The organism is Pseudomonas sp. SG-MS2 (genome assembly GCF_009933855.1).
Classification (GTDB): Bacteria; Pseudomonadota; Gammaproteobacteria; order Pseudomonadales; family Pseudomonadaceae; genus Aquipseudomonas; species Aquipseudomonas putida_E.
The window spans coordinates 1-5,359 of sequence record NZ_MOMO01000156.1; the positions used below are offsets into that span (position 1 = coordinate 1).

The window sequence follows — 5,359 nt, forward strand, 5'->3', positions numbered from 1 at the left end:
CGACCTCGGCGCGCGCGATGCAAAAGCTCAGGGCTTTGGCACAGATCTCGTCGAACAGCGCTTCGCGCTTGGCTTCGGTGAGTTTCTTCGAGTCGTTGAGGCCGAGGATCGGCCGCGCCGGGTCAAGAATCACCGCCGCTGTGACGACCGCCCCGCACAGCGGGCCGCGCCCGACTTCGTCGACCCCGGCAACCAGGTCCTCGACCAGGTTGAAATCCAGTCCTATCTGCATGTCAGCGGTCCTTGAGCAAGGCCAGCACCGCGTCGGCTGCCTGGTTGGAGGCGTCGCGGCGCAGGGTGCGGTGAATCTCGTCGAAGCGCTCGGTCTGCTGCCTGCCGTCGGCCACCAGGGGAGCCAGGGTTTGTGCGAGGGCCTCGCTGGTGGCGGCATCCTGCAGCAACTCTGGCACCAATTCGCGCTGGGCGAGCAAGTTGGGCAACGACACGTAGGGGCTTTTCACCAGACGCTTGAGAATCCAGTAGGTCAGTGGCGCGAGGCGATAGGCAACGACCATGGGGCGCTTGTACAGCATGGCCTCCAGGGTGGCGGTACCCGACGCGATCAGCACCGCATCACAGGCTGCCAGGGCCTGATGCGACTGGCCATCGAGCAGCGTCAGCGGCAAGTCGCGACCTTCAAGCATCTGTTCGAGCTGTGCACGCCGTGCCCCATTGGCGCATGGCACTACAAAGTGCACGCCGGGTATCAGCTCGCCCAAGCGCTGCGCCGCATCCAGGAACAACGCCCCCAGGCGCCCGACTTCCCCGCCACGGCTGCCAGGCATCAGGGCAACCACCGGCCCTGCACCCAGCCCCAGCGCCGTGCGCGCAGCCTGCCGATCCGCAGCCAACGGTATGGTATCGGCCAACGGATGGCCGACGAACCTAACCGGCACGCCCTGCTCTTCATAGAAGCGCGCTTCGAATGGCAGCAGCGTCAGCATCAGATCGCAACCTTCACGAATCTTCAGCACACGCTTCTGCCGCCATGCCCAGACCGAAGGGCTGACGTAGTGCACGGTCTTGATACCGGCCTGGCGTAGCTTCAGTTCGATATTGAGGGTGAAGTCAGGTGCATCGATGCCAATGAACACATCGGGCTTTTCGGCAATCAGGGTCTGGATCAGTACCTTGCGCCGCTTGAGCAGCTCGCGCAGGCGCCCCAGCACTTCTACCAGGCCCATGACCGCCAGACGTTCCATGGGGAAATACGACTGCATGCCCTCGGCTTCCATCAGCGGGCCGCCGACGCCGATGAAGCGCACCTGGGGATGGCGCGCCTTCAAGGCGCGCATCAGACCGGAACCGAGAATATCGCCGCTGGCCTCACCCGCAACCAGGGCTACGCAAAGTTGCGCCATGTCAGCGGGTAATGCCGCGGGCAGAATTCACGATCGACTGACGGAACAAGTCGACCTCTGGGTGTTTGCCTGCCAGCTCATCCAGTTCCTTGACCGCTTCTTCAACGGTCAGGCCCTGGCGGTAGACGATCTTGTAGGAACGACGCAGGGCATGGATGACCTCGTCGCTGAACCCGCGACGGCGCATGCCTTCGAAGTTCATGCTGCGGGCTTCGGCGGGGCTGCCGAATACCGTGACGAAAGCCGGAACGTCCTTGCCGATCGCCGTGCCCATGCCGGAGAAGGCATGCGCGCCGATGTGGCAGTACTGGTGCACCAGGGTGAAACCGGACAGGATCGCCCAGTCACCCACATGCACATGCCCGGCCAGCGCAGTGTTGTTGACCAGGATGCAATGGTTGCCGATCACACTGTCATGGCCGATGTGGGCATAGGCCATGATCAGGTTGTGGTCACCCAGCGTGGTTTCAGCGCGGTCCTGGACCGTGCCACGGTGAATGGTCACACCCTCGCGAATCACGTTGTGATCACCGATCACCAGGCGCGTTGGCTCCCCTTTGTACTTCAGGTCCGGGGTGTCTTCGCCGATCGAGGAAAACTGGTAGATGCGATTGTGCTTGCCGATCCGGGTCGGCCCCTTGAGCACCACGTGAGGACCAATGACGGTACCCTCCCCGATTTCGACATCAGGGCCAACGATCGACCACGGGCCGACCTCGACACCATCGGCCAGTTTGGCCGACGGATCGATGATCGCCCGCGGATCAATCGAATTCATAGCTCACGTTCCGCACAGGTGATCTCAGCCGAGCACACTGGCTTGCCATCGACCAGTGCCCGGCACTCGAACTTCCAGATGGTCTTCTTACGGCCGATGAACTTGGCCTCCAGCACCAACTGGTCGCCCGGCAGGACGGGCTGACGGAAACGCAACTTGTCGGAACCGACGAAGTAATAGAGCGTGCCGTCGGCCGGCTTGGCGTCGAGCATCTTGAAACCGAGAATGCCTGCAGCCTGTGCCATGGCCTCGATGATCAGCACGCCTGGCATCACCGGGTGTTCCGGGAAATGCCCGTTGAAGAACGGCTCGTTGATGCTGACATTCTTGTAGGCACGAATGCTCTGGGCCTCGAAGTCCAGATCCGTTACACGATCCACCAACAGGAACGGGTAACGGTGAGGCAGGTATTCGCGAATCTCGTTGATGTCCATCATTTCGGGGGGAAGCCTGTAATAAGAATAGGGAGCGCAGGTGCTGACCACACGCTCCTTTTGCAATCCAAAGAGGAGCCAGCTAGCGACTGTTCACTCTTGCTCAGGAAATGGTATCAGCCTTCTGATGTCGGCTGGCCACCTGAGGTCACGGTATCGACACGTTTTTCCAGCTGCTGGAGACGTTTGGACATGTCATCCAGCTGGCGGATACGCGCAGCGCTCTTGCGCCAGTCAGCCAGTGGCTGCATGGCAGTGCCGGAAGAATACGCACCCGGTTCGGTGATCGAACGGGTGACCATGGTCATCCCGGAAACGAATACGTTGTCGCAGACATCAATGTGCCCCACCATGCCCACGCCACCGGCAATGGTGCAGTGCTTGCCAATGCGCGTGCTGCCGGAAATCCCGACGCAGGCAGCCATGGCCGTGTGCTCGCCGATCTGCACGTTGTGAGCGATCTGGATCTGGTTGTCGAGCTTGACGCCGTCGGCGATCCGCGTGTCGGACAACGCGCCCCGGTCGACAGCGGTGTTCACGCCGATTTCGACGTCATCACCTATGGTGACACCGCCGATCTGGGCGATCTTGCGCCATACGCCCTTCTCGTTGGCAAAGCCGAAGCCCTCACCACCGATCACCGCGCCAGACTGGATGACCACGCGCTTGCCTATGGTCACGTCGTGATACAGCGTGACCCGCGGTGCCAGCCAGCCACCCTCACCAACCACACAACGGGCACCGATCACGCAATGCGCACCGATGCTGACGTTGGCGCCAATGCGTGCGCCGCTCTCGATGACCACGAACGGCCCGATGCTGGCACTGGCATCCACCTGCGCATCCTCGGCAACCACGGCGCTGGGATGAATGCCCGCTACAGCCTTGGGTTTGGGATCGAACAGGTGGGAAATGCGCGCGTAGGCCAGGTACGGGTCCGCCACGATCAACGCATTGCCGGCAAAGCCTTCAGCATCTGCGGCCTGCAGCAACACCGCTGCTGCCTGGCAGTTATCCAGGTATTTGCGGTACTGCTTGTTGGCGAGAAAGCTCAACTGACCGGGGCCGGCCTCCTGCAAGGTGGCCAGCCCGGTGATCTGCAGCGCCTCGGAGCCTTTGAGAGTGGCCCCGAGGGCCTCGGCCAACTGGCCGAGCGTCATGGTCACGGTCATATCAACGGGCTTGGTTCATGCGCTCGATGACTTGGCGGGTGATGTCGTACTGAGGCTTGACATCAATGACCGCGCCACGCTCGAGGACCAGGTCGTAACCGCCTTTCTTGATCACTTCCTCGACAGCGCCGTCGAGCTTGGGCTTGAGCTGCTTGAGCATGTCGCGGTCAGCAACCGCCTTGGCTTCATTCAGTTCCTTGGACTGGAACTGGAAGTCACGGGCCTTTTGCTTGAATTCAAGCTCCAGGCGCTCACGCTCCGGCTGGGCCATCTTGTCGCCGCCTTTGATCAAGCGGTCCTGAATGCCTTTGGCGCTGCTTTCCAGGGTCTTGAGCTTGGTCAGCTGCGGGCCGAACTTCTTCTCGGCATCCACCGCGTATTTCTTGGCGGCATCAGATTCGAGCAACGCCATCTGATAGTTCAGCACGGCAACCTTCATTTCGGCGAAAGCCGGGGTGGCGACCAGCGCCGCGGCCAGTAAGGCCAGTTGAGTCAACTTACGCACGATGCACTCCTGGATAAACCGTTGTCGTTAAGCAAGGGCCGACCTTAGAAGGTCTGGCCCAAAGAGAATTGGAACACCTGGGTATCGGCATCGTCCGGCTTCTTGACCGGCATTGCCAGGCTGAAGCTCAACGGGCCCAGCGCGGTGATCCAGGTCACACCCAGGCCCACGGAGCTGGCCATGTCCGAGAAACCGACCTTGGCGCAGTCAGGCTTGGAACCGCAATTGGTGTCGAACACGTTACCCACATCCCAGAACACGGAGGTGCGCAGCGAACGCTGGTCCTTCACGAACGGCAGCGGGAACAACAGCTCTACGCCACCTTGTACCAGGACGTTGCCACCGAACGGCAGTGGGTCTTGGTCCGGGTCCAACTCAGTGCCGGGCCTGTTAGCTGCACCTGTGCTGGGCGTACTACGTGGGCCCAGGCTGCTGTCCTTGAAGCCGCGAACGGAGTTGAAGCCACCCGCATAGTAGTTCTCATAGAACGGCAGGCCCGAAGTACCACCGTAACCATCACCATAGCCCAGTTCGGTATGCAGACGCAGGGTGTACTCGTTGTTGATCGGCTTGAACAGCTGGCCGCGGTAATCAAGCTTGTAGAACGACAGATCGCTACCCGGAATCGTCGATTCCAAGGTCAGGCTCTGGGAGTGACCACGGGTTGCCAGCACGCCCTTGTTCAAGGTCGACTCGGACCAACCGATCGACGCCTTGAAGTTCAGGAAGTTATCACCCTCTTGATCGAGGAAGTCGAAGATCTCGTCAACGGTATAGCGACCGGTCTTGATCTTGTCCTGCTGCACGCTGAGGCCGTAGGTCAGACGCGAGGTTTCACTGATCGGGTAGCCAAGGCTGACGCCTGCACCCAGGCTGTCGACCGCATAGCTGGCCACGTCAACGTCAAGGTCGTCGTAGTCGGTGCTGCGGTAGAACGCGTTGTAACCCAGGCTGACGCCGTCGGCAGTGAAGTAGGGGTCAACGAAACCGAAGTTGTAGCGGGTCTGGTATTCCGAACGGGTCAGGCCGATGGACACCTTGTTACCGGTACCGAGGAAGTTGGTCTGGCTGATCGAGCCGCCCAGGATCAGGCCGGCGCTCTGGGCGAA

At 61.1% G+C, this 5,359-nt stretch carries 6 protein-coding genes and 1 pseudogene; all 7 read right to left on the reverse strand.

The annotated features are described in order from the left end of the window. Positions 1–232 (reverse strand): annotated as a pseudogene (rnhB, locus tag BLX42_RS12915) (ribonuclease HII); the annotation flags it as partial. A gap of 1 nt (position 233) precedes the next feature. Further along, a complete protein-coding gene (gene lpxB, locus BLX42_RS12920; RefSeq protein WP_125924944.1) occupies positions 234–1,361 on the reverse strand; it encodes a lipid-A-disaccharide synthase in 1,128 nt (375 codons plus the stop codon). A 1-nt stretch (position 1,362) separates the two neighbouring features. After that, the gene (lpxA, locus tag BLX42_RS12925; protein WP_012315890.1) at positions 1,363–2,139 is read right to left on the reverse strand and encodes an acyl-ACP--UDP-N-acetylglucosamine O-acyltransferase; all 777 of its coding nucleotides are present in this window, start codon (positions 2,137–2,139) and stop codon (positions 1,363–1,365) included. Beyond that, entirely contained in the window at positions 2,136–2,576 is a 441-nt protein-coding gene (gene fabZ / locus BLX42_RS12930; protein ID WP_012315891.1) for a 3-hydroxyacyl-ACP dehydratase FabZ, read from the reverse strand. Before fabZ ends, lpxA begins: the two co-directional genes overlap by 4 nt. 113 nt (positions 2,577–2,689) lie before the next feature. Beyond that, positions 2,690–3,745: a UDP-3-O-(3-hydroxymyristoyl)glucosamine N-acyltransferase gene (gene lpxD / locus BLX42_RS12935; protein WP_012315892.1), complete on the reverse strand. Its 1,056-nt coding sequence runs from the start codon at positions 3,743–3,745 to the stop codon at positions 2,690–2,692. 1 nt (position 3,746) lies between these two features. Then, positions 3,747–4,250, reverse strand: coding sequence for an OmpH family outer membrane protein (locus tag BLX42_RS12940; protein WP_012315893.1), 504 nt, complete (start codon positions 4,248–4,250; stop codon positions 3,747–3,749). Positions 4,251–4,294: 44 nt separating this feature from the next. Then, a partial coding sequence (bamA, locus tag BLX42_RS12945; RefSeq protein WP_161871924.1) for an outer membrane protein assembly factor BamA occupies positions 4,295–5,359 on the reverse strand: 1,065 nt, incomplete at its 5' end.